The following is a 24,272-nucleotide window of genomic DNA, read 5'->3' as shown; positions in this document are numbered from 1 at the left end:
CCTAACGATTTAAGTTTTCAAATACACTTAAGCCTGCCCCAATGATGCCATTATCCTGCTTCAGTGTACTAATGCACATCGACTCTAAAACATGTTGTTGTTCAGGCAATTGATAGTTTCTTAGTTTTTCCTTGATTAACTCAAGTAGGAATGGATTGTTCACAATCACACTGCCGCCGAAAACGATTTTATGCGGGTCCAGTAAGCAGGAAATAGAATAAAGACCTTGGGCAAGATTATCTGTGACTTCTTCAATAATGGACTGATATTTAAGGGCTCCGTTTTTATAACCCTGAAAGACATCTTTGGTAGTAATATGCTCTGCCCCCAATTTCCCCCTAGCTAAATTTTCGATAGCCGGGCCGGCCGAAACTATTTCTAACCGCTCATTTTTCATCCCGGCTGTTTTGGAAAGCACGGGGATCAACCCAAGTTCTCCGGCAAAACCCGCTCCCCGAAAAAAGGAGCCGTGATGAATGATTGAGCAGGAAATACCTGTACTAATGGTTACGTAAATAAAGGTCTCTGGTACTTGAACCCGGGCAGTCTTCCATTCAGCAAATGCCGCCATATACACATCGTTATCGATGGTGATGGAATCAACCTGAAACTGATCCCGCAAGCGCGTTTTAATAGGAAACTGATCCCAGGGCAAATTATTTTGAAAAATGGCGATGCCTTGCTCACGGTCTACCTTCCCTGGCACACCCACGCCAATACCTGATATCTCTTCCATGGAAAAAGGCGTTCGATTGATAATCAATTCTACTGCATCGACAACTTTCCCAAACATTCTCTCACGATCTGTAGGGTCACTTTTCACTTCCGAACGTACCAGCAATTCACCCGATTCCGATACGATACCGGCAGCAATCTTTGTCCCCCCGATATCAATTCCGATTGCCTTTTTCATACCATCGGCACCTCTTTTATTTATTTGAATAATTAGAAATTAGAGAATAAATCCCTTACCGTTCATGTCATCATTACCAGTAGAACTAAAATAGACACTCAAAGTATCTATTTTAGTTCTACTGTGTACGTGAATTTATCGCCCCTCGCACTGGAAATGGTATATTCAATCACCGCAGATTGGTCATATGCGACACGTTCCAACATCAGACACGGTGAACCCTCTATGATATTTAACATATCTGCTTCCACTTTGTTTGCGCTAACTGCTTTAAAGCTTTCCGATGCACTGGAAATATTCACGTTATACTTGGAACGAAATATTTCATACATTGGAGTCTGCTCCAATTCTTCACGTGTAAGGTTTGGAAAGTATTTCACTGGAATATAAGAGGTTTCGTATAACATTGGATCATCGTCTGCAAGCCTAACACGAATAATTTTATATAATTCATCTTCTATATCTAGATACATGACTTTGGCAATCTTTTTATCACAATGAATTTTTTCAAAAGAAACAACCTGTGTAGTCGGTTGTTTACCCGCTTTCTTCATTTCCTCTGAAAAGCTATAGAATTTCAACAGGCTTTGACGATGCGTTCTTGGTGAAACATAGGTCCCCTTACCATGAAGTTTATAAATATACCCTTCCTTTTCCAACTCCTGCATTGTTTGCCTTACTGTTGTCCGGCTCACCTGATAGGAGTCACATAATTCTCGTTCTGAAGGAAGCTGATCATCTTCCTTAAACTCACCTGAAATGATTTTTTCTATTAATGTATCCATCAATTGATAGTACAAGGGAATCCGTGAATCACTCTTAAACATGGTTTACTCCTTTTGCGGTATCTTTGTCATTACCAGTAATATATTATATATATTATATATTTTTTTAAAAAAGTTACCACTTAATTAAAACAACTTTTCTTTTTTATTATTCTGTATTGCTATTTTGAAAGTGATAAACCTCTTCCAAAGAAGGAACATAACTCGCCCCGCCGATTCTTAAGGTTGCTAATGCACCACATGCATTTGCAAACTTAAGAAGCTCTTTACCGCGTTTGTTTTGTAAAAAGCCTGAAATTAATCCCGCATTAAATGAGTCACCGGCCCCGGTGGTATCTATTGGGTTTACTTTAAACCCATCAACACTTATGAAATGGGCATCATTATCAAATAGGACCGAACCATTTTCCCCTCTTTTTATAGCTAACATCCCATGCTTTTCGGGTAGACATGCCGGTATATCTGTTAGATTATTTATACTTAAAATACTAAATAATTCTTCTTCACTCGGAATAAATAAATCTGTAAACTCAAGTAATTCCAATAAATCATTTTGATACCATTGATTGTTGGGATCCCAACCAGTGTCAAAGGATGTACTGATATGATGTTTGTTAGCCTCCGTAAAAATTTCCCTCCATTGCAGTCTGGCATCTTGCTGTAGATAATAAGAACCAAAATGAAGATGATCGGCCATTTCAAATAAATTTTCCGGCAAATATTTTTTCGTCAATTTTGAAATAGCACCCATGAACGTTAACAACGCTCGGTCCTTTGTGGTAGTTAATGATAGTGTTACTCCGGTTTTTAATTCAGGGTCAACAGTTATATAGTCGGTTTTAACCCCTTTAGCCCTGAGCTGTTCGATGCAAAAATGTCCGAATGGGTCATCCCCTACCACGCCAACAAAATAAACCTGGTGACCAAGCCCCGCTAAGACACATGCCGTTATTGCCGAGGATGAACCCAATACCTGTTCAAAATGATTGACTAACTTTTCCCTATTCCATTCCGGAGTGATATTTTCCCCGGAGAAAATTAAATCTACATTCAATTCTCCTAAAACAAAAACGTTTTTCTCCACAAGCTTATCCTCCTAGTATTTTTTATAAAGGATGGACAATTTTCCTTTTCTTCAATACTACACTTCCTGTCTTATTTCATCCCAGTCATGGTCATACCTTTAATGAATTGGCGCTGGAACACTAAAAATACAATGACAACTGGAATCATGATTAACACACCGGCAGACATGACCACGTTATAATTCACAAGATGTTGTCCGTTAAAGAAAACCAATGCCAGTGGTACGGTCATTTTATCCAGATCATTCAGGACAATTAATGGCCATAAGTAATCATTCCATGCAGCCATAAAAGTAAAGATGCCGACAGCGGATAAGGCAGGTTTTATTTGCGGTACAATCAGGCTCCAAAAGGTCCGGAATTCCCCAGCCCCGTCAATCCTCGCCGCTTCAATTAAATCATTGGGAATTGATTCAATAAATTGTTTTGCTAAGAAAATACCAAATCCACTTATCAAATTTGGAATAATTAGGGCGAATAGGTTATTAATTAACCCTAAATCAGAAACAATTAAATATCTGGGAATCATAATGACCTGGAATGGAACCATCATAGTTGCTAAAATTAATATAAAGGAAAGCTTTTGCCCTCTGAATTTGAATTTTGCAAAGATATAGCCTGCTAATGCACTTGTAAAAAGTGTAGCCAGTGTAATAAGTGTGGAAGATATTAAACTATTAATCAGCCATCTTATGAAAGGTGCATCATTTAAAACTGTCTTGTATCCTTCCAGCGTTATTTTTTGGGGGAAAATATTAGTCGCTCCTGAAAGAATTTCATGATTTCCTTTCAAGGAAGACAATACCATCCATAGGTATGGTATAAACATGATAACGGCACCCATAGAAACAATCAAAAACAAAATGATATATGGAATATCTAGTTTCTTTTTCATAATTCCCCCCTAATATTCCCACTGGGATTTTCCCAATTTTAACTGAATAATCGTGATAATCAGGATGATGACAAACAGTACTGATGCAATAGCTGATGCGTACCCCATATTCATATAAGTAAAAGCGTGATCATATATGCTTAAGGCAAGGACGCGCGTTTCATTCTGAGGTTCACCATTTGTTAAGATCTGGAACTGAGGGAACATTTGAAAGTAGGCAAGGCAAGTCATAATAGTAACAAAAAGAGTTGTTCTGCTTAAAAGCGGAACCGTAATATTCCAAAATCTTTTCCAGGGATTTGCACCATCCAATTCTGCTGCTTCATAAAACATTTTTGGAATGGAATCTAATCCAGCCATAAATAGGACAATATTAAAGCCCATATCCGCCCAAAGTGTCATGGCAATAACAGAGTACATGGCTAAAGACGGGTCCGTGAGCCAATCAACGCCAGGCATATGTAAAAAATTCAACAGGACATTGAAAAGACCTGTATCCTTATTAAACATCGTCGTCCATACTACTGCCGATCCCGCCAAGGGGGCGATACATGGCAAAAAGTAAATAGTCCTAAATAGATTGCGGAACATGTTATTTCTGATTCGATTGACACCAATTGCAATCAATAAGGTTATAGCGATATTGGCGGGAACAGCAATAATGACAAATTTAAAGGTATTCCAAAATGATTTAATAAAGACATCGTCTTTTAAAAGATCCATATAATTCCGTAAACCGATAAAAGGAGAATGCTCTTGCAGTGGATTATATTGATAAAAGGACAAAACCAACCCCCAAACAATTGGGATTGCTGAGAAAACGATGAAAACAATCATGATTGGTGTCAAAGAAAAGAAAATAAATCGGTTCTGAACCTTAATTTGGGTTTGTGTTCTCTTTTTCCCTCCCTTAATCTCTATAGCAGATTTGGTTCCTGTTGATTCAGGAATCGACGACATGGCTATCCCCCCTTGCTGACTTTAATCGTCAACTTTTTCAAACTAACAAATGACATAGTTCAGTAAAATGGGGGGATGTCCCCCCATTTTGACCGAGGTTGGGTAACCTCAACAATTTGACTAGTTTCCTTTCTAGATAACTTTTATTTATTTAGCATTTGATTTATGGTCGTTTCAATTTTCTTTAAACCATCTTCAACGGAAACTTTATCAACAGCAATCAATTGGAAGTTATCATTAATTGTCTTCTTTAAGAAATCCGTATCAATGATCCCAATGAACATTCCATAAGGCAGGACATCAATGGAAGCTTTCATTTTCGGTAAGGCCTTCAAAAATTCTGGATCCTGAGCAGCATCTTTGTTCGCTGGAACCGTAAACGTTGTAATATTAAAATACTTTGCATTTTCTTTTTCTGTCATATACTTAATGAATTTCCATGCTTCTTCTTGATGTTTACTACTTTTTGCAACGATTTCCCCCCAGCCGGATTCTGCTGCAAAATACGCTGGATTTTCTGTAAAGGAAGGCATCGGAATATAATCCAGCTTCTCAGTCTGATAATTTTCCTTCCCTTCCGCAATAGACCAAGGTCCTCTAATGACCATTGCTGCCTTATTCTTGAAAAATAGATCTGAAGTATCCAATTTCCCTCCAAAATCTCGTAAGTCTGTTACCTTATAATCAGTTACGAATTTTTTAAGTTCGTTCATAGCTTTCACCGCTTCTGGTGTTGAAAAATTAACTTGATTATCTTTCGTCCAATATTCCCCCTTTTGTTGAAGAATGAGGGACAAAAACGTAAATGTGATATTGTCATAGTTAACAAAGTCAAAACCTTTTACTTGGATTTTTTCGTTTTGGGTTACTGTAAGTTTTTGAGCATCAGTTATTAGCTCATCCCAAGTTTTTGGATAATCCAGCCCAGCATTTTTAAACATCTCGGGATTTGCTAATACACCGCCATTTTCGATATTATACTCCTGTGGAATTCCATAAGGGACCTCATCATGAGTATATGCACCTAAAGCAGGCTCATAAAAACCTGACTTTACCCAATCTTTCATCTCATCGGGTACAGGAGAAAGCAAATCATTCTTCGTATATTCCGGCACCCAGCTGCCAAATACTTGAGCCATATCAGGTGGATTCTTTGATGCATAAGCTGCTTTTAATTTTTGAACAAAAGCATCATATGGGTAGATTTGCAGATTTATTTTTACATTTGGATTTGCTGCTTCGTAATCCTTTATAAATTTTTTATTTGCCTTTACAAAAGTTGGACCATCATGGCTCCACCATGTCAAGTTTACTTTACCGTCACTGGATCCGCTTATTGATTCGCTGTTACTGCATGCAGATAATGTAAGTAAAAGCATTAAGAATACAACCCAAATTACTTTCAAGTTTTTCACTGAATTCCCCTCTTTCCTGTTTTTAATAGATTTTGCATTCCCACCGATTGATTCTTTACCTTAAATCACCAATAAACTCACGTTCTGCTTCAAATAATTCTTCAAACATTTCCTTGATTTCTGCCAACGAACAAACTGCAGATGTAAGAGGGTCAATTGTCAGGGCATAAAGGGCCTTTTCCTTGTCATTTTCCAGTACGGCCTGCACGGCTAATTCAAAAAATGCCATATTACTCCGGCACAGTGCAGCCAGATGTTCAGGGAGTTTTCCAAAGTGACAAGGCTGTATGCCATTTCGATCAACTAGACATGCGACTTCAACAACTCCATAAGACGGCAGGTTTTCAATAAGCCCTTTATTCTGGACATTCCCATAGATTACCTGCGGGGTATTTTTTATCATCCCTTCAATTATCGTCGCCGCATATTCATGACTGGATTCCAGTTTGATAGCGCTCTCTCCTGACAATATCTTTAAAATATCCTCATCACTTTCTTTTCTCCATGTCGGCCAGTTATTGGCATAAAACCCTGTCGCACCGTTATATCCTGTACTGCAATGTTTATCTATTAAATCCTGACGTTTTCGATAATAAGGAATATATTCGGAAAAATGTCCACTGGATTCCGATACAAAGCTACCCAGATATTTCATAGCATCCAGCCTCACTGGATCTTTTGCTAAAAGTACAGGATTATTGGCTATCCTTTCTTTTAGGACTGGATACATATCTTCACCCTTGTAATTTAGCTCCAGAAACCATGACATATGGTTGATGCCAGCTGCTGTCCATTTTAATTCCTCATATGGGACTTCCAAATAACTTGCAAGTTGCCTTGAAGTATTTTGTATCGAATGGCAAAGACCCACTACCGGGATATCTGTCATTCGGGTTGTCGCTAGGGTTACGGCAGACATTGGGTTCGTGTAATTTAAGATTGTCGTTTCCGGACATAATTCGTTGATATCAGCGACGATATCTCTCCATGCCGGCAAAGTCCGCAGGGTTTTAAAAAGTCCGCCAGGCCCCATTGTATCGCCAATACATTGATTTACCCCATATTTAAGCGGTATTTCATACTCATGTTTAACTGTCGATAATCCGGCAACCTCAATTTGATTTATAACGAAGTTGGATCCTGGCAAAACTTCTCTCCTATTGATTGAAGAAGTGACGCTCCAGTCTTTTCCGGTAAGTGCTATAACCTTTTCTACCAGACGATGAGCAATTTCCAGACGTTTTTCATCAATATCTACTAAACCTATTACACCCTTATCCAAGCCTTCAATATTTAAAATATCAATCACAATATTGTGGGTAAAAAAGCTGCCAGCTCCAATTATAGTTACTTTTGTCATTGTGTATCATCCTCTCCATTTTCTTCTTATGTCACGATAAAGATTCATATTTTTTGGTAATGATGTTATAACTTGTTGGATGTAAGGGCTTACAAATAAATAATTTCTTATTCCTTTGTTTTAAGAATTACTAATGTGATTTCCCATCCTCTAGAATTGATTCATCTATAGTAGTGATGTCATTACCAGTTAATACAAGTATATCATCGTTTTATTTGAGTTTTCAAAATTTTCATTCGACATTTTTCTACATTAATAGTATTATTCATCCTTACTAAAAGGCTGTGTTAAAAGTGAATGTTGATTTCCGTTCCAGGCGCTTCGCTTTCCGCGGGGCGGGCGGTGAGCCTCCTCGGCGCTAAAGCGCCTGCGGGGTCTCACCTGTCCCGCTGATCCCGCAGGAGTCTCGCGCCTTCCACTCCAATCAACATTGTGCTCAAAATAAACAATGTGCTTTAACACAGCCTACTAAAAAAATGGGGACAAGAATGTCCCCTCGTCCCCTTCTACTTTATTTAACTTTATCAAACCAAGAGCTTGCTGATTCTTTCAATACTCCGTTCAGTTCTTCAATATTCTTTTTACCAGTATCTTGTAACCAGGTACGTCCTGCTTGCTCGCCATCTGTAGCAAATGGTGCCACACCGTCTTTCCATGTTGCCCGGCCGCATAACACACCATTAAAGGTTGAACCAGATTCCTTGGCAAACTTCAAGGTTTCTTGGAATAATGCTGCACTTACTCCAGCACTCAAGAAGATAAATGGAAGCTCTGTTACTTCACTTTGCTCTTTAAAATAAGCAGCAGCTTCTTCCTTACTATAGGCTGTTTCACCCTCTGTGTAACCTTCGACAAAGTTCATATCTACCGGAACTTCTACTTTCAATACATCCACATTGTACTGGGGCTTAGAGAATTCTCTCATTGCCTCAATTACTTTATGCGGTTTCACTTTGGCATATGCTTTACTTTTGACATCATCATTTTCAGCATCGTATGACACAATTTCTAAGAAAAACGGAATGTCTTCTGCCACACACTCAGATCCAACCCGTTCCATATAGACGTGTTTATAGTCATTAATCTTTTTATCTTCATCCACATCATAATACAGTAAGAATTTAACGGCATCTGCGCCGGCTTCCTTCAACCGTTTAACAGACCACTCCGGCAATAAATCAGGCAAACGCCCCACAGCTGTTGCATCATAGCCGGTTTTTTCATAAGCCACCAATAATCCCGCATCTTTGCTGCGGACTTTTGCAGCCGGCAGACCATATTCTGGATCTAATAGAATAGCAGTCGCAAATGGTGTTAACTCTTCCGAAACCAATTCTTTAAAGCGGATAATGCCTTCATCTCCGACATGACTCGCACTTCCTGCCGCAATCATTTTCTTTAATGAGCCGCGCTGATCAATTGCTAATGCTCCAATTACTCCATTTTCATCGGATAAACGTTTTAAAGCTGCTAGTTTATTTTTGGTTAGTTCTATCACTGACAAACACCCCTATTAATCTATTTTTGTAACCTTTACCAAATTAAAGAATTGGCTGAATTTTGCTAAATCTATATAACCTGTTCCAGCCTCCATAGTATTGAGCATTCCCGTTGTCATGGCTGTTTTCAGTACTGTTTCAACTGACTGATTTCGACTGAGAGCAACGGCTAATCCAGCAACAGTAGCATCACCTGAACCGACAGGGTTAATCACGTCGATTTTAGGGATGGTAATCCGGAAATAATCCTCACCATGCCTTACAAAGGCACCGTCCTTCCCCATCGAGACGACAATCCATTCAATCCCATTAAATAACTCATTGTTTAACACATGTTTCAAACTGCCTATTGTTTGTTTCACTTCCATTCTAAGAAGCTGAGACAATTCCGTTATATTCGGCTTGATGGCAAATGGTTTTTCCTTATGTAACAAAACCTGTCTTAATGATTCCCCTGATGAATCAACTATTACAGGAATCCCCTTTTCATGGCTTATTTCTAACATTTGCTGATAAAAATTCATTTGCAGGCCTTTTGGTAAACTGCCTGATATCGTCACAAGTGAAACTTCCGATAGCAGACTTTCATATTTCTCTAAAAAGGCCGCCCCTTCATCTGCAGTTAATGTCGGGCCAGATTCTAAAATCTCCGTTTGTTTGCCATCATGAAGAATGGCGATACAATTTCTTGATTCTTGATTGATTCTTAAAAAGTCATTTTCAATATCGCTTTTAGTTAATTCCTGAACAATGTATTCGCCAATGGTTCCACCAAGCACACCTGTGGCCAAGACTTTTTCTTCCATTTGCGAGATAATCCGGGCAACATTTAGCCCTTTTCCACCGGCAGTTTTACGAACAGTTTCCACACGGTTAACATCATCTAGTTTGAATTCATGAATCGGATAGGAAATATCTACGGATGGATTCATCGTGACAGCTAAAATCATCGCACTCCCTCTTTCTGAATGAAGTTTTAAACCTGATAACGACAAACGCCATCAAAACACAGAAAAGGTAGTGATTCCTTTCCTCTGTTTACTTGTATTCGTGGATAGTTACGCCTTTTACGATCCGATTGACCGTTCCACTTGGTGAAGGAGTATCCGGTGTATTTCCAACTTTAATGGAAGCTAACAGGGAAATCGTTTGTCCAACCATGACAAACGGCAATGCCAAGTAGGCATCCGGTATGGCTTGGTTTTCGCTGTTGAATAAGAACGTATCACCATCATAATTCTTTTCCCCGTCCACTTCGATTGCACAAATGTAGTTGGCGATGTTATCCAGTTGTAATTCTTTTAATATATCTAAATCGTATTGACGAGTATAAGGGTGATTGGAAACAAAAACAAAAACCAATGCCTTTTCATTGACAAATGATTTAGGACCGTGTCTGAAACCCAACGATGAATCAAAGGCAGTGACAACTTTACCTGCAGTTAACTCCAATACCTTTAATTGTGCTTCTCTCGTCAAGCCTTCTAAACTTCCTGAGCCAAGATAAATGATGCGCTCAAAATCAAGATCAATAATGTTTTGAATCGCATCTTCTCTACTAATGACACTTTCACCCATTCGGCGTATCGTTTTGACAATCGTCGATTTTTCTTTAACGGACAACGGATCAAAAACGAGTAAGGCCGTTAGCGTCATGCATGTATAGCTTCCGGTCATCGCAAACCCTTGATCATTTGCCTTTTCAGGCATCAACAACAAGAGATTATTTTCATCCCCTTTGGCTCGCTTGGCTAATTCACCATCTTTTGCACAGGTAATCGTTAGCTGATAAAAGTCGGTAACCATTTGTTCAGCGATTTCTACGGCCGCGACACTTTCGGGGCTATTTCCACTTCGAGCAAATGAAACCAACAATGTCGGGAAATCTACTTTTAAATATTGATAAGAGTTCGACACCAACGTGGTGGTTGGAACACTGTTCAATTCCCATTGGCTTTCATCGACTTTTTCTTTTAGATACGGTGTGACCGTTTCGCCGACATAGGCAGACGTCCCAGCACCTGTAAAAATGACACGAACTCGATCATGTTTCTCGGATAATTTTTGCAAAAATGCTTGAATCTCTCCACTTTTCTCCATATACAGGGAATTAGTTTCATCCCATAAATCTGGTTGTTGCTTTATTTCCTCTGTTGTAATAGCTGCACCTAAAGACACAAGTTTTTCTTGATTAAATGTAAACATATCTATCGCCCTTCTCGTTTAGATTCTCTCTAATACGCGTAATCCAGCCCCAACAATACCGTAATCACACCAATCTATAGTAAACCTAACATTTTTAACCCATAGAATATTCCATCTTCGTCAACTGATTTTGTGATAAATTTGGCTGCCTTTTTTGTCAAGGGGTGTGCATTCCCCATGGCGACGCTATTTGGAACAAATGAAAGCATTTCAATGTCATTTAACCCATCACCAAAAGCATACATCTGATCCATCGAATAACCTAAATGCACCATGACTTTTTCGATTCCCTTTGCCTTTGATCCTCCAGCTGGATCGACATCAACGGATAAAGGATGCCAGCGGACAAATTTAAAATCTTTAAATGCCTGCTCGTATTGCACCTCTTCCTGGTCTTGAATGAATAACATTGATTGGAAAATATCTCTTTCTTTATGAAAGTCAGGATCAGGGCTTGCTTCGAGCGTTAAAGCCAAAGAATTCAGGCCTTCTGTGATAAATTCATGGTGTAAAACATTCGCTTTCATATCATATTGGTCCATATAAATAATCGGGTGGTTATTCTTTTCAGCCATATGTGTAAGCAACTGCAAGGCTTCCCTATTTAATGGATTCGTATAGACAACCTCATCTTTTACAACTACATACTGGCCATTAAAACTGACATATGTATGAATATCCAGCTCGTTTCGCAGTTCTTCAAACATGTAAGGGGCACGGCCTGTTGCAATGGCCACTTCATGCCCATTTTCTTTTAACTGAAAAATGGCTTCTTTCGTCGTTTTTGGAAGATCTTGTTTATCGTCTTTTAGCGTCCCATCAATATCAAAAAAAAGCAGGCTATTTTTCATTTCAATCACCTCATTGTTACGTATCTTATGCCAGTAAATGTAAAAGTAAAACCATATGTCATTCCATATGGTTGTGTTGTCATAACCAGTAAAAGTAAAAACTATATTAAATCCACAAGGATTTAATATAGTTGATTATTTAGTTCAGCCGTATAGAAGAATTGATCTCCCCTAGCTACACTTTCCGTATACTCGACATAGTTACCTTGATAAATTCCATAACGCTTAATCTTCATGCAAGCTGTAGCAGGTTTGATTTTCGCCTAAATACCATTTTCGAATGAATCTGTGTTATGAACTGGCTGAGCTTCTCTTATTTTTTCAAATTTCACTGTATACTTTTTACTCGAATCTACTAATGAATTGGCAAGATCAACCAAGGACATCGTTTCCTTTTGAAAGACTGCTTCTAATATAGACCCGAGGTTACAACCTGCGACTACCTCGATACGGGCATTTTCATTCGCTAATGTTGCAGCATTTTTATAGGGTGTTCCGCCTAAAATATCGCAAATAAATAACAATTCATCATTACTGAATGATTGGATTGTTTCTTCCATTTGCACCTTTAAACCAGCCTCCGTCATTTCAGCAGGAAAATCAATGAACAGGAAATCCTGATTCGGGCCTGCCAATAATTCTAAAGAACTTTTCAGTCCGCTAGCATATTGACCATGACCAGTAACAATAAGCTTTTTCAATTATAACACTCCCAATGCTGACATTAGAATAGCAAAAATAAAAGTTACAGCTATTAACAAAACTGGACTAGCTTTCTTTTTCTTGAGGAAGTAAAACATTAGCAATGTAAATCCTAATGGTAAAATGCTAGGGAAAATTTTATCAAAGAAATCTGCTTGCAGATTAACCGCGTGATCTTTGTTAATTTTCACCGTTGATAAGACTTCAATATGCACATAGGCAGCGATTAATCCGCCAATTACGGTACTACCAAGAATAGTTGCCGATTTGGAGATGGCTTGGGAACTGGTTTTTATTTTTTCAACCGCACTCGTTCCAAGTTCATAACCCATATGTGTCCAAACAACCCGAAGAGCAAACACTCCGATATATACAATCAAGAAAATTAGCGGTCCGATAAGACTACCTTGAATGGCAAAGGAAGCGGATATCCCGGCAACAATCGGTAGAAGCGTGAACCAAAAGATGGCATCTCCAATCCCCGCAAGCGGTGCAAATAAGGCTACTTTTAACCCTTTAATTAAATTTCTATCCTCTTTGTTTTCTTCCAAGGAAAGAAGCAAGCCCATGAGGAAACCAACAAGGTTTGGATGAGTATTGATAAATTCCATGTTATCTTCCATAGACTCAGATAACTTTTTGTCGTCATCCTTGTGGATTTTTTTTAAAAATGGAAGCATGGACCAAGTCCAACCGCCTGCTTGCATCCGTTCATAGTTGAAACTCGACTGCAAAAGTGTGCTGCGAAATGCAAGTTTAGTAATATCCTTTTTTGATAATACGCGTTTAGATTCCGTCACTATAATCCTCTCCTTCGGAAGATGTTGAAGGTGCTGCAGATGCTAAAGTTTTGTTCTTTTGATTATTAAAATACTCGTACATAGCAAAGGCGGCACCAATTACTGCTACTGGTAAAAGGTTTGAGTATGGAATGAAGGATGCAAAGACAAATCCAACAATTAAGAATGGAATAAGTTCTTTTTTCATCATTACACGTAATAATAATGCAAAACCTACTGCAGGTAAGAGTCCACCTGCGACTCCAAAGCCATGTGTTAACCATTCAGGCATGGATTCAACCAGATGTCTCATTGGCGATTGAGCTACATATGCACAAAGGAAAACAACAATACCGTTTGTTGCTGCAACAATGACAAGCATTAAAATATTTAATCTTGAGAAAGCATTAATGTTAGCTTCTTTGGCATACTTGTCTGCTTTAACCATAAATACCGAGAATGATGAATAATAGAATAATAAAATATATTGCATTAAAAAGCTGAATGGCAAAGCCAATCCGATTGCTGTTTTTTCATCAACGCCGGCTGTATATGCTAAAACCGGTGTCATGATACCTGCTAACACTGGGTTAGGAGGCTGTGTTCCACCTGCAGGTGTTAACCCGGCAAATGCCAACTCAGTTAATCCACCACAGACAAGCCCTAACGTTACATCACCTAAAATAATACCAGTAAGAGTTGAAACAATAATTGGTCTAAAAATGAAGAGTCCTTCCAGCCATGCATCTAAACCGACAATAATGGCTAATACAACAAGCAATATTCCTTGGATCAACGTGATGTCGTGCATGTTCTTACCCCCTACTTAATAGTTTCTTTGTTGTCACCCGGCACATCCTGGATGAATACGTTTACATTTTTCGAAGCAATGTATTTTAATGTTTCGAGATCTTTGTCATCTACATAAACCTTCTTGCTTAGTTGCCTTTTCCCTTGGGTAAAATGCATATTCCCTACGTTGACATCTTTTAGTGGAACTCCACCGTCAATTAATCTTTTAACTTCTTCTGGTGTCCGACAAATAATAAAGATTTTCTGATGTGGTGCTGCCTTACTAATAATATTTATCGTGTGCTCTACAGTGAAAAAGCGAATACCTGCTCCTGATGACTCTGCCGTAATTGCCATTAATTGCTGTTGAAGGGGATCCTTTGCTAAATTATCATCCGCAACAATTAATAAATTTGCTCCTAATGTAGTCGTCCATGTTACCCCAACTTGTCCGTGGACTAAACGGTTATCAATCCGAGTTAATAGAATATTAGGTTCTGCCATAACGATATTGCCTCCTTGTTGTTAGTTATTTGTAAATTGAAAGGATTAGCAACCACACCTCCTTCTATACATTTATTTTTCTCTATGGCTATGTTGTCATTACCACTATCCAAAAGCATGTAAACTGATTGTGTTGTCATGACCAGTTTCTATACTTTTGATTATATTCCTTTACAACATTTTTGTAAACGCTCTTTTCAGATTTTTTTATACAATTTACTAACGTGCTTCCAGACGTTCCACTTCGATGTTCGGTCCCAAAATCCACTCAACCGTTCAAGTAGACGGGCTCTACTTCGATGTTTGGTCCCAAATTCCACTCAAACTTTCAAATAGACGCGCTCTACTTCAATGTTTGGACCCAAATTCCACTCCAACATCATTTTCGGGCTAATAGCCTACCGAATTCTTCTTAAACGCGAGCGTTCGGTAGCTAATCAGAGCGGGAATCAGACCCCGAAGTTGCAAAAATATGAAATAAATGATAAACTTTTTAAATTGGTATCTGGTATTCCAGATGCCAGATTTTTTTTTTCCTTTTCTTAGATTATTAACAATACTGATAATCACTTAAGATCTAACTACTATTATGATAAAGGATGAAAATAGATGAGTTTCTTAAAGGCGGAACAGCCCCAATTATTTAAAGATCATGCATATAAAGAAATTAAGAAAGGAATCATTCAACACAAAGTCGAACCTGGATCGATGTTATATGAACGTTCACTTAGTGATAGCCTTGGAATCAGCCGTACCCCATTAAAATTAGCTTTGCAACAGTTAGAAGTAGAAGGGTGGATTCAATCTGTACCAAGAAAAGGAATTTTGGTCAAAACCATTAATAGACACGATGTTGATGAAGTTTTCCAGCTGCGAAAGGCTAATGAAGTATTGGTCATCGAACTACTGATTCCTCTACTCGATAATGAAACTATCTATCAGATTGAGAAGATGGATAAACAACTATCCGACTTTAAGGAAGATCCTATAAAGTTTGTATACTATGATACTTCCTTTCACTTGTTCCTAGCGGAGTTAAGTCAAAATAATCGACTATATCAATTAATCGAAAATCTCATTGACCATTTTAATTGGTATGGATTCGCTGCTTTAAAGACAGGGTTAAGCTTAGATAAGCCTTATGACGAACATAAATTAATTATTGAGGGGCTAAAAGCAAGGAATTTACGCCAAACAACGGATGCTGTTTTGAGCCATCTTGATAACACATATAGCACCATAATCGCAAATCTTACGGAGTAAAAGAAAAAGACGAAAGAAGGGAAGTTGCTTCCAAAAAGAGGAGCAACACAACATGAAGAAAATTCTCAATATCCTTTTGCAAATATGCATTTTATTTATTTTTTCCTACATCGGAACTGTTATTCACAACCTATTTCACCTAGTCATTCCGGGTAGTATAATAGCTCTCCTATTACTTTTCATTTGTTTATGCTTAAAAATAGTCCCAGTAAAGTATATAGAGAATGGGGCAGGTTTTCTGTTAAGTACATTAATGTTATTTTTTATTCCTTCAACAGTTGGGATCATGAACTATCCTTCCTTACTTTCGATTCAAGGTGCATTGCTCATTGCAGCCGTTCTATTAAGCACCATCATTACCATTGCAATAGCAGGAACGGCAAGTCAATTTTTTGAAAAAAAAGCACAAGAAAGAAAGGATGATAAAGAATGCAACAAGCTCTCTTCGCATTCTGCATGATTTTATTAACCGTCGTCACTTATTTTTTAATGACTAGAATTTATAAACGGTATTCTTACGCATATTTAATTCCGGTTTTAACTGCAACTACTCTTATTATCGTTATCCTTTCAGTGTTTCATATTCCTTATAAAACCTATATGATTGGCGGGCAATGGATTAGTTCACTCTTAGGTCCATCCGTTGTAGCACTTGCTTACCCTTTATATAAACAACGTCATTTTTTAATAAAGCACATATTCCCCATATTAGGAGGAGTTTTGATCGGTGCAATTTCTGGAATGGTCAGTGTTGGTCTCCTGGCTAAGATAATCGGGATAAATCACACATTAATTCTTTCCATTATCCCTAAATCCCTTACTACTCCTGTTGCGATAGAAGTAGCTAACGGATTGGGAGGAAATGCCTCAATGGCAATTGTTGGTGTTATGATTGCAGGGATCTTTGGTGCAATAGCAGCTCCTACTATCTTTAAAATTATGCGAGTGCATAGCCCCATTGGAAGAGGTATCGCTCTTGGTAGTGCCTCACATGCCATGGGAACTTCTAAAGCTGCCGAATACAGTGAACTGACCTTTTCGATGAGCTCTGTTACGATGACATTGACTGCAATCATTGGTTCCTTTTTAGGATACATCGTCGTGTGGATATTTCAAATTTGAGAAACCCTCTCACGAATAAAATATAGAATACTTATGTAAGAATCCGATCTCCCTACTAAATAGAAGCCCAATTTCCTTTATATGCTCCTTGGAAATTGGACTTCGGTTATTTGGTCGTACCCCGTCTGCAAAACTGTCACCGTTGAATAATCCCTCAAAAACTTTTAAATTAATTCCTGTTTATTAAGGAGCTTCCTTAATATGAACATGGTAATCAATTTTCATACATGTCACCCACTTTTATCCATTTTAGGTTTCTAACCATAGCGTCTTTAGACCAATCAGCGGGCATTTCTTGATCTGAAATAACACAATTAATTGATGAGAATGACCCTATATGAAAAAGAGCCTTCTGATTAATTTTTGAAGAATCAGTTACAACATAAACACTTCTTGATCTTTTCATCATAATGGTAGATGCAGTTGCTTCATCTATATTAAAATCACATATTCCATCTTTGCTAATTCCTCCACATGAAATAAACGCTTTATCAAAATAAAAGTGTTCTAATAGCTGATTGGTTAATGGTCCACTGATTGAACGTTGCATTGGATTAGTTATTCCTCCAAGTACGATTACTTTGCCATCAAATAGTTGGCTTTCTAATCGATTATTTAAGATTTCGGCTGCTGCTAATGAGTTGGTCACAATCGTGATATTTTTTACATTTTCAATTGAACTCGCAATATGTAAGGTTGTTGATCCTACATCTAGAGCAACTGTTTCTCCATCCATAATGAAAGCTGCCGCAACTTCCCCTATCATTTTTTTTTGATTATGAGAGATGCCGATTTTCTTATTAAAATGAGGTTCTTTAATCAAACCAAAATATCGAATAGCCCCACCGTGAATTCTACGTAATTTCTTTTTCTCCTCAAGCGCGCTTAAATCTTTTCGAATCGTTTCTGGTGTTACGTTTAATTTTATTGCTAAATCCATTACATTAATTTTATTTTTTATATCAAGTTCTCTAATTATTACTCTATACCTTTCTGTAATTAAATCCTTATTCATACTATCCTTCCAATGCCTCCATCATTTGAATTTGGCTTTATTTAAACCAATTATAAGAACTGAATATAACAAAATGCCTAAGAAAATATTAAGTTTTGTAAATTAATCAAAAATAGAAAATAAAACAAAATCAAAAAGCATCTTTTTCATCTATCTTTTCTACTATAAATAATCTGAATATTTTTCTTAGAAAGGCTATTTGTGTCGTTTTCTTTGGCTTATGGTTTTCTGTTTTCTCTTTGTTTTCTTTACTTACCTTTCTAGCATAATTAATAATTTATCAATATTTTTATTCTACGATGTAATAGTAGATTACGGGGACAATGGTGGCTGTTCTGCTTGTACACGAAACTGTATAAAGCTTTTTCCCCTATTTTTACTCTTTTCGATTGCTAGGCTCTATTATTTTTTAAAAATTTGGAGGTAATTATTATGAGTAATCAGGATCTAAACAAAGGGTTAGACAGAAGGAGTTTTATGAAAATAGGAGGAATGAGTACGCTTGCGTTAACACTTGCGTCTACTGGATTACCCGGAAATTTATTTACTAACCAAGTCCATGCTGAAGAAATTGGAAATGCTAAGCTTCAATTTAACTCAGATGGAAAGTATAAAGTTGTACAATTTAACGACACTCAAGATGATGAACGAATTGATCGTAGGACACTTGAACTTATGGAGAAAGTTCTTGACTCAGAAAAGCCGGATTTTGTTGTTCTTAACGGTGACAATATTACAGGAGGCTGTGATACTGAATTAGAGATGAAACAAGCCTTAAATAATGTAGCACAACCAATGGAACAAAGAGGAATTAAATGGGCGGTTACATTTGGAAATCATGATGAAGATTCTTCACCTAATAGTGGAATGTATGAGAATGACATGCTGAAGTTCTATATGAATTACAAATATAATATGAATGAACCTGGAGAAAAGGGCCTTTCTGGAACAGGGAACATGAACCTTTTAATAAAAAATTCAAAAGGTAATAATGCCGCATTCAACCTCTGGCTTCTTGATAGCGGAAGATATGCACCAGCAGAAATTGCCGGACAGGATTTTAAAGGTTACCCTACTTGGGACTGGCTTCGGTTTAATCAAGTGAATTGGTATTATGAGAAATCAAAAAAACTTGAGAAGCAATACGGTTTTAAAGTGCCTTCACTTGTATTCATTCATATCCCTCTATGGGAACATCGTTTTATGTGGTATGGAAGTGTTGATAGTAGAACACAAGCTAACCATAATCTTGCAGCAGCAAAACATAATATAGTTGGAGAAAGAAATGAAGATGAATGTCCAGGGCCGGTTAACGGCGGTTTGTTTTCAGCCATGTTGGACAGAGGGGACGTTAAGGGAGTTTTCTGCGGACATGATCATGTAAACACCTACTGTGGCAACTATTATGGAATTTTGCTTGGTTATGCTGGTAACACAGGTTTTGGAACGTACGGTCTTTCCGGAGCTGACAGAAACAGACTTCGTGGAGCAAGAGTATTCAATTTAGATGAAAATAAAGAAGGTGTTCTTGTAGAAACCCACATGGTTTTCGCTAAGGACTATGGAATTGATTTAACAGCGAACGATCAAAGTATGGATCCTTTACCATTAAATAATGGAAAAAAGGAAAAAGCAGTGAAAGAATAATTGATCGTTAAAAAGTATTTTTAATGGAGGTAACAACATGTTACAAAATATAGGAGTGCCTGGTCTAATTTTAATATTAATTATTGCTCTCATCATATTTGGGCCATCTAAATTACCTGAAATTGGGCGTGCATTTGGGAATACATTAAGAGAATTTAAAAGTTCAGCAAAGGATATTATGTCAGAGGAAAAAGAAGATCGTAGTGATTCTAAGTAAAAGTGTCGAAGATGTAAGTACAAAGCTTACATCTTCCTCTTATTTCTAAAAGGAAAAAGGGAGAGCCTTATATGAAAAATCAAGAGTTAACACTTGTTTATCACCTAGGGGAATTAAGGAAGCGATTAATCATTACAATACTCACTTTTATCGTTTTTTTATTTGGATCATTCATTTTTGTGCAGGACATTTATGAGTGGCTTATTCGTGATCTTCATCGTGAGTTAGCAGTATTAGGACCAACTGAAATCCTTAGTATCTATTTTATGATTTCAGGAGTGAGCGCGGTCGCACTTACCATCCCAATTGCTGCGTATCAAACGTGGTTATTTGTAAAACCAGGACTAACTAAAAAAGAACGAAAAATAACATTAGCCTACATTCCAGGATTTTTTACTTTGTTTCTAACAGGGCTTTCATTCGGTTATTTTGTCGTGTATCCAATGGTTCTTAACTTTTTATTATCCTTATCTAAAGGCCAGTTTGAAACGCTGTTTACGGCCGAAAAGTATTTTAAATTCATCATAAACTTAACACTGCCGCTTGGATTGGTATTTGAAATACCGCTCATTGCTATGTTCCTTACATCAATTGGTGTCATTAATCCAAAGTTTCTATCTAAAGCTAGAAGGATATCTTACTTTTTACTAACCATTCTATCTGCTGTCATAACTCCACCTGATTTTATGTCACAAATATTAGTTCTCGTACCACTATTCGTTTTATATGAATTTAGTGTTACATTGTCTAAAATCGTTTATCGAAAAAAAAGCAAAGAGCAACAAGTAAATAATAATATTATTCCAATGAAAAAAACGTCATAAACAAATAAGAAAACTTACTGAAATAGACTGTTCACACCAATATAAAATCGTTTACAATGGAAGTATTAACCAACAAGGAGGCCAATTACATGAAAAACATGATGAATCAAACCGTACAAACATATAAGGGTGGAACACTTTCTTAAATGTAACGGTGTATCCCCTTATAGTGTTTATTTTATTTAAAATAACACCAAAAAGGGGTTAATTATGCGTTTTCCAGTAAAAAAATTTTTATCATATTATAAACCGTATTTAACGTTGTTTCTTTCGGTATTGGCATGTGCCTTTATAGTATCTGCTGTGACTTTGGTATTTCCGTTGCTCGTTCGCTATATTACGAAAGATGTTCTGGAAGGAGACTTGTCCACTGCTTTAAGTGAAGTGTATTGGATTGGTGGGCTTATGCTTGTTTTAGTGGCGATCCAGAATATCGGGAACTACTTTGTAGACTACAAAGGACATGAAGTCGGAGCTCGTATGGAACGTGATATGCGCAGCGAGCTGTTCGCGCACATGCAAAAGCTTTCCTTTAGCTTTTACGATAAGGAAAAGACAGGTCAGCTCATGTCTCGAATAACGAACGACCTGCTACTGCTTTCCGAGCTATACCATCACGGTCCAGAAGACTACGTCAAATATCTCGTTCGCTTTATTGGAGCATTTGTCATTTTGTTCTTTATTAACGCTCCATTAACGATCGCTGTATTTTGTTTTTTGCCATTCTTAGGTGTCTTTGCATTATATTTTAATAAGATGCTGAACAAGGCATTAAGAAGAAACAAAGAGCGAATCGCGGACATAAACGCACAAGTAGAGGATAGTCTATCGGGAATCCGCGTCGTCAAATCGTTTACGAACGAACACATAGAGATCGAGAAGTTTAACCGAGAAAATAATCGTTTCCTTGATAGCCGAAAGAATACCTACAAAGCTGAAGCGTACTTTTTCAATGGTGTTGAAACGTTTATCCAACTGATTACAATCACGGTGATCATTTTTGGTAGTGCCACTATCGTCAACCAAACTTTAGATTTAGCAGATTTGATCACTTTTTTACTGTATATCAGCTTTATGATTGATCCAATCCAACGACTGACTCATATGAGCACGCAGTTTCAAGAAGGAATCACTGGCTTCCAGCGCTTTATGGAAATCATAAATCTGAAGCCGTCAATTGAAAACAAACCAAATGCTATTACCCTGCCAGAGATACATGGTGAAATTGAGTTCAAGCAAGTTTCCTTCCGTTACGAAGACCATTTGGACAATGTTTTAGTAAACCTGTCACTTCGTATAAAACCGGGAGAATACGTTGCGTTAGTGGGTCCGTCTGGTGCAGGAAAAACAACATTATGCTCGCTCATTCCCCGCTTTTATGATGTAACAGATGGGGACGTGTTACTAGACGGAATCAACGTCCGTAATATCGACCTACAGTCATTAAGAAAAACAATCGGGATTGTACAGCAAGATGTTTACCTCTTTGCGGGAACGGTGATGGAAAATATCCGCTATGGAAATCCAGCAGCGAGCGATGAAGAAATTATTGTGGCAGCAAAGCACGCCAATGCCCATGATTTTATCATGAGCTTGTCAAACGGGTACGACTCCGAGATAGGACAACGAGGTGTCAAACTGTCTGGGGGGCAAAAGCAGCGACTAAGTATCGCCCGCTTATTCTTAAAGAATCCACCTATTCTTATTTTAGACGAAGCAACGAGTGCACTAGATAACGAGAGTGAAAGCATTGTCAAAGAATCACTAGAAATGTTAGCAAAAGGACGTACAACCATCGTCATTGCCCATCGCCTCTCCACGATCCGCAGTGCAGAGCGAATTGTCGTGTTAACGGAGGATGGTATTGTTGAACAAGGCTCGCACATTGAGTTACTAGCACACGATGGAGCGTATGCACATCTATATTCAAAGCAATTTGAATTACAAGTTTAAGCTCTTTATACAAAAATCGGCTCGCTCCTTAACGAAAGGGGAGAGCCGATTTTATCTTTATTCAAAAATGTGACCCTTTAACGGAACAACTTTTCAGTTATTGCAGGATCAGTTTTATCATCTGTAACAATTTTTCCAGAATCGCTAGCAGCTTCTCTTTTACAGCTTTAGTAGATTCGTTAGCTGCTTTTTCTGTTACAGCTTCAGTAGATTTACTAGCTGCTTCTTCTGTTGCAACTTTTGTAGATTCGTCTGTTGCTTCTTCTGTTACAGCTTCAGTAGATTCGTTAGCTGCTTCTTCTGTTACAGCTTCAGTAGATTCGTTTGCTGCTTCTTCTGTTACAGCTTCAGTAGATTCGTTTCCTGCTTCTTCTGTTACAGCTTCAGTAGATTCGTTTGCTGCTTCTTCTGTTGCAACTTCAGTAGATTCTTCTGTTGCTTCTTCTGTTACAACTTCAGTAGATTCTTCTGTTGCAACTTCAGTTGTTTCTTCTGCTGTTTTATCTTCAGCTACTACAGCTTCGTGATCATGAGCAGCTTTCTTAGAATCAGAATCATGGTCATCATCTTCACCTTGATCATCTTCATCCTTTGTTTTCACTACAGCCTCATGATCATGAGCAGCTTTCTTAGAATCAGAATCATGGTCACCATCTTGATCCTGATCATCTTCATCCTCTGTTTTCACTACAGCTTCATGATGATGAGCAACTTTCTTAGAATCAGAATCATGGTCATCATCTTCACCCTGATCATCTTCATCCTCAGGTTTTACTGCTGAATCGGAATCATGATCTTTCATTTTTTCATCCTTTTCAACGTCCGCTTTATCTTCTGATGGAGAAACGGTATCAGTACTTTGATTTTCTGTTGTTACGTCCGTATTAACATCTGGTTCTTGAACTGGAACTTCCTCTTTAACCGCCTCTTCAGCTGGGACTTCCTTTATCGGCTTTTCAACTTTTCCAACCTTGCCATGAACGGCTGAGTTTGGTGCAGCATGCATTTTTGCCGATTCACTGGCATGCACACTTGCTTGAGATTTGTTAACCTTTTCAGCTTTTTCAGCCTTGCCGTGAACGGCTGAGTTTGGTGCAGCATGCATTTTTGCCGATTCACTAGCATGCGCACTTGCTTGCGATTTGTTCACTTTTTCAGCTTTATGGTGTTCCTTGTCTTCGTTTTCTTCATTTCCTTCGTTTTCGGCTTTATGTTGTGCCTTTACTTTTGGTGCCGCAGGCTTTTCAAATTTTGAACGAGATTCATGCTTTTCTTTCTCATGACCGTTTTCCTTATTTTCGTATTTTACATGAACTGTGTGCTCCGCTTTTTCCTTATCAGGGCCGGAAGCTTCCGTAAAATGTGCACCTGCAAAAATTCCAAAAGATACAGCTCCAGCTAATACAAACGATTTAACAACTTTATTAGGATTAAGATAATGATTCATTTTTAATTCGCTCCTTTTATTTTCCTGTTTCCGTGGCAT

The 24,272-nt window shown here is 37.9% G+C and carries 24 protein-coding genes; 7 read left to right on the top strand and 17 right to left on the bottom strand.

Annotation, left to right across the window (positions count from 1 at the left end; genetic code table 11):
• Window position 1 precedes the first annotated feature (1 nt).
• From ACFVSW_RS21820 to agaB, 15 genes are all read right to left on the bottom strand, one after another.
• The gene (locus ACFVSW_RS21820) at window positions 2-913 is read right to left on the bottom strand and encodes an ROK family protein (protein WP_387318720.1); all 912 of its coding nucleotides are present in this window, start codon (window positions 911-913) and stop codon (window positions 2-4) included.
• Between the two features lie 107 nt (window positions 914-1,020).
• Window positions 1,021-1,740, bottom strand: a complete 720-nt coding sequence (locus ACFVSW_RS21815; protein WP_387318719.1) for a GntR family transcriptional regulator — start codon at window positions 1,738-1,740, stop codon at window positions 1,021-1,023.
• A 106-nt stretch (window positions 1,741-1,846) separates the two neighbouring features.
• Entirely contained in the window at window positions 1,847-2,782 is a 936-nt protein-coding gene (locus tag ACFVSW_RS21810) for a carbohydrate kinase family protein (RefSeq protein ID WP_387318718.1), read from the bottom strand.
• Window positions 2,783-2,853: 71 nt separating this feature from the next.
• Window positions 2,854-3,678 carry a carbohydrate ABC transporter permease gene (locus ACFVSW_RS21805; RefSeq protein WP_387318717.1) on the bottom strand — a complete coding sequence of 275 codons (825 nt, stop codon included), beginning with the start codon at window positions 3,676-3,678 and terminating at the stop codon, window positions 2,854-2,856.
• 9 nt (window positions 3,679-3,687) lie between these two features.
• Window positions 3,688-4,638, bottom strand: a complete 951-nt coding sequence (locus ACFVSW_RS21800; RefSeq protein ID WP_387318716.1) for a carbohydrate ABC transporter permease — start codon at window positions 4,636-4,638, stop codon at window positions 3,688-3,690.
• 143 nt (window positions 4,639-4,781) lie between these two features.
• A complete protein-coding gene (locus ACFVSW_RS21795; RefSeq protein ID WP_387318715.1) occupies window positions 4,782-6,053 on the bottom strand; it encodes an ABC transporter substrate-binding protein in 1,272 nt (423 codons plus the stop codon).
• A 55-nt stretch (window positions 6,054-6,108) separates the two neighbouring features.
• Window positions 6,109-7,413 carry an alpha-galactosidase gene (gene melA / locus ACFVSW_RS21790; RefSeq protein ID WP_387318714.1) on the bottom strand — a complete coding sequence of 435 codons (1,305 nt, stop codon included), beginning with the start codon at window positions 7,411-7,413 and terminating at the stop codon, window positions 6,109-6,111.
• A gap of 511 nt (window positions 7,414-7,924) precedes the next feature.
• Window positions 7,925-8,911 carry a tagatose-bisphosphate aldolase gene (lacD, locus tag ACFVSW_RS21785; RefSeq protein ID WP_387318713.1) on the bottom strand — a complete coding sequence of 329 codons (987 nt, stop codon included), beginning with the start codon at window positions 8,909-8,911 and terminating at the stop codon, window positions 7,925-7,927.
• 15 nt (window positions 8,912-8,926) lie between these two features.
• Window positions 8,927-9,862, bottom strand: coding sequence for a tagatose-6-phosphate kinase (lacC, locus tag ACFVSW_RS21780; RefSeq protein WP_387318712.1), 936 nt, complete (start codon window positions 9,860-9,862; stop codon window positions 8,927-8,929).
• A gap of 88 nt (window positions 9,863-9,950) precedes the next feature.
• On the bottom strand, window positions 9,951-11,117 hold the full coding sequence (locus ACFVSW_RS21775) for an SIS domain-containing protein (protein WP_387318711.1): 1,167 nt from the start codon (window positions 11,115-11,117) through the stop codon (window positions 9,951-9,953).
• Window positions 11,118-11,191: 74 nt separating this feature from the next.
• Window positions 11,192-11,968 carry a Cof-type HAD-IIB family hydrolase gene (locus ACFVSW_RS21770; protein ID WP_387318710.1) on the bottom strand — a complete coding sequence of 259 codons (777 nt, stop codon included), beginning with the start codon at window positions 11,966-11,968 and terminating at the stop codon, window positions 11,192-11,194.
• 263 nt (window positions 11,969-12,231) lie between these two features.
• Window positions 12,232-12,669 carry a PTS sugar transporter subunit IIA domain-containing protein gene (locus tag ACFVSW_RS21765; protein WP_387318709.1) on the bottom strand — a complete coding sequence of 146 codons (438 nt, stop codon included), beginning with the start codon at window positions 12,667-12,669 and terminating at the stop codon, window positions 12,232-12,234.
• Window positions 12,670-13,470 carry a PTS galactosamine transporter subunit IID gene (gene agaD / locus ACFVSW_RS21760; protein WP_387318708.1) on the bottom strand — a complete coding sequence of 267 codons (801 nt, stop codon included), beginning with the start codon at window positions 13,468-13,470 and terminating at the stop codon, window positions 12,670-12,672.
• Window positions 13,457-14,260, bottom strand: a complete 804-nt coding sequence (gene agaC / locus ACFVSW_RS21755) for a PTS galactosamine transporter subunit IIC (RefSeq protein ID WP_387318707.1) — start codon at window positions 14,258-14,260, stop codon at window positions 13,457-13,459. The genes agaD and agaC overlap by 14 nt, the downstream gene beginning before the upstream one ends.
• Window positions 14,261-14,271: 11 nt before the next feature.
• Entirely contained in the window at window positions 14,272-14,745 is a 474-nt protein-coding gene (gene agaB / locus ACFVSW_RS21750; RefSeq protein ID WP_387318706.1) for a PTS galactosamine transporter subunit IIB, read from the bottom strand.
• A gap of 609 nt (window positions 14,746-15,354) precedes the next feature.
• Between agaB and ACFVSW_RS21745 the strand changes: the two genes are divergently transcribed.
• Genes ACFVSW_RS21745 through ACFVSW_RS21735 form a run of 3 tightly spaced genes read left to right on the top strand, consistent with a single transcriptional unit; the run spans window position 15,355 to window position 17,130 of the window.
• A complete protein-coding gene (locus ACFVSW_RS21745) occupies window positions 15,355-16,008 on the top strand; it encodes a GntR family transcriptional regulator (protein ID WP_387318705.1) in 654 nt (217 codons plus the stop codon).
• Between the two features lie 52 nt (window positions 16,009-16,060).
• Window positions 16,061-16,468, top strand: coding sequence for a CidA/LrgA family protein (locus ACFVSW_RS21740; RefSeq protein WP_387318704.1), 408 nt, complete (start codon window positions 16,061-16,063; stop codon window positions 16,466-16,468).
• Complete coding sequence (locus ACFVSW_RS21735; RefSeq protein WP_387318703.1) at window positions 16,438-17,130, top strand: LrgB family protein; 693 nt, start codon at window positions 16,438-16,440, stop codon at window positions 17,128-17,130. Before ACFVSW_RS21740 ends, ACFVSW_RS21735 begins: the two co-directional genes overlap by 31 nt.
• A 214-nt stretch (window positions 17,131-17,344) precedes the next feature.
• Here the strand turns inward: ACFVSW_RS21735 and ACFVSW_RS21730 are convergent, their stop codons facing one another.
• Window positions 17,345-18,145, bottom strand: a complete 801-nt coding sequence (locus tag ACFVSW_RS21730; protein ID WP_387318702.1) for a DeoR/GlpR family DNA-binding transcription regulator — start codon at window positions 18,143-18,145, stop codon at window positions 17,345-17,347.
• 432 nt (window positions 18,146-18,577) lie between these two features.
• Between ACFVSW_RS21730 and ACFVSW_RS21725 the strand changes: the two genes are divergently transcribed.
• The 4 genes from ACFVSW_RS21725 to ACFVSW_RS21710 all read left to right on the top strand — a co-directional run bounded on the left by ACFVSW_RS21725 (window position 18,578) and on the right by ACFVSW_RS21710 (window position 22,786).
• Window positions 18,578-19,792 (top strand): metallophosphoesterase family protein, encoded by a 1,215-nt coding sequence (locus ACFVSW_RS21725; protein ID WP_387318701.1) that lies wholly within the window; start codon window positions 18,578-18,580, stop codon window positions 19,790-19,792.
• A 37-nt stretch (window positions 19,793-19,829) separates the two neighbouring features.
• A complete protein-coding gene (tatA, locus tag ACFVSW_RS21720) occupies window positions 19,830-20,009 on the top strand; it encodes a twin-arginine translocase TatA/TatE family subunit (RefSeq protein ID WP_387318700.1) in 180 nt (59 codons plus the stop codon).
• 71 nt (window positions 20,010-20,080) lie between these two features.
• Window positions 20,081-20,833 (top strand): twin-arginine translocase subunit TatC, encoded by a 753-nt coding sequence (gene tatC / locus ACFVSW_RS21715; RefSeq protein ID WP_387318699.1) that lies wholly within the window; start codon window positions 20,081-20,083, stop codon window positions 20,831-20,833.
• Between the two features lie 210 nt (window positions 20,834-21,043).
• Window positions 21,044-22,786 carry an ABC transporter ATP-binding protein gene (locus tag ACFVSW_RS21710; RefSeq protein WP_387318698.1) on the top strand — a complete coding sequence of 581 codons (1,743 nt, stop codon included), beginning with the start codon at window positions 21,044-21,046 and terminating at the stop codon, window positions 22,784-22,786.
• A 97-nt stretch (window positions 22,787-22,883) separates the two neighbouring features.
• Here ACFVSW_RS21710 and ACFVSW_RS21705 read toward each other — a convergent pair whose 3' ends face one another.
• Entirely contained in the window at window positions 22,884-24,233 is a 1,350-nt protein-coding gene (locus tag ACFVSW_RS21705) for a hypothetical protein (RefSeq protein WP_387318697.1), read from the bottom strand.
• Window positions 24,234-24,272 lie beyond the last annotated feature (39 nt).

Origin of the sequence: Neobacillus sp. NPDC058068, assembly GCF_042885335.1 — a bacterium.
In the GTDB taxonomy this organism is placed as follows: domain Bacteria; phylum Bacillota; class Bacilli; order Bacillales; family Cytobacillaceae; genus Neobacillus.
The sequence above is the reverse complement of the archived record's forward strand: the minus strand, read 5'-3'. Positions and strand labels throughout refer to the sequence as shown.